The sequence below is a fragment of the Lentzea indica genome (assembly GCF_012184385.1).
Lineage (GTDB): Bacteria > Actinomycetota > Actinomycetes > Mycobacteriales > Pseudonocardiaceae > Lentzea > Lentzea indica.
In genome coordinates this window covers 1-676 of record NZ_VSRL01000595.1, presented here as the reverse complement: position 1 = coordinate 676, position 676 = coordinate 1, and the positions used below count along the sequence as shown (strand labels likewise).

The 676-nt window shown below is 70.3% G+C and carries 2 pseudogenes; both read right to left on the bottom strand.

The features are described from left to right. A pseudogene (locus FXN61_RS49840) lies at positions 1-275 on the bottom strand (keto-deoxy-phosphogluconate aldolase); the annotation flags it as partial. A 187-nt stretch (positions 276-462) separates the two neighbouring features. Beyond that, positions 463-676, bottom strand: a pseudogene (locus tag FXN61_RS49835) (phosphogluconate dehydratase); the annotation flags it as partial.

Sequence of the window (676 nt, the reverse complement as noted above, 5' to 3'; positions counted from 1 at the left end):
CGTGCCCGGCGTGACGAGAACGCCGCCCCCGCCTTCGCCGCCGCCTCGGCGTGCTCCGGCGCCGTGACGGTGCCCGCGCCGATCACGATCTCCGGCACCTCGCGCGCGACGTTCTCGATCGCGGCGAGCGCGGCCGGGGTGCGCAGCGTGAGCTCGATGACGCGGACGCCACCGCGCAGCAGCGCCTGGGCGAGCGGCACCGCGTGGTCGGCGTCGTCGACCACGACGACGGGGATGACGGGCGACAGCGTGAGCAGGTCTGCCCCGGTGGTCACACCGTTGGTCACGAGTGCACTCCTTGCCAGTTCTTTGAGATCGAAAACCGATATATCGCGCGCCGTCCCACGCCTGCCATGTCCACCCCGGATGCAAAAACGTTTGCGGACGACGTCCAAAGTCTCATTGCTAAGGGACAGGTCAGCGGTGGTGTTGGGGCCAATATATTGGTGGTGCGGGGTCTAGCTAGTGGTGCGTGACCGGGGCGAAGTGGTCGGCGGTGATCGGGCCGAACACCGTCGCACCGCGGTCGGCAGGTCCGACGGTACGGCGCAGGGCGGCGAACAGCTCGCGGCCGGTGCCGGTCCACTCGCGGCCGGTCGGCGGGAAGTCGACGAGGGGGCGCGACGCCAGCTCCTCTGCGGACACGTGGACCTCCAGCGTTCCGGCGGTGGCGTCG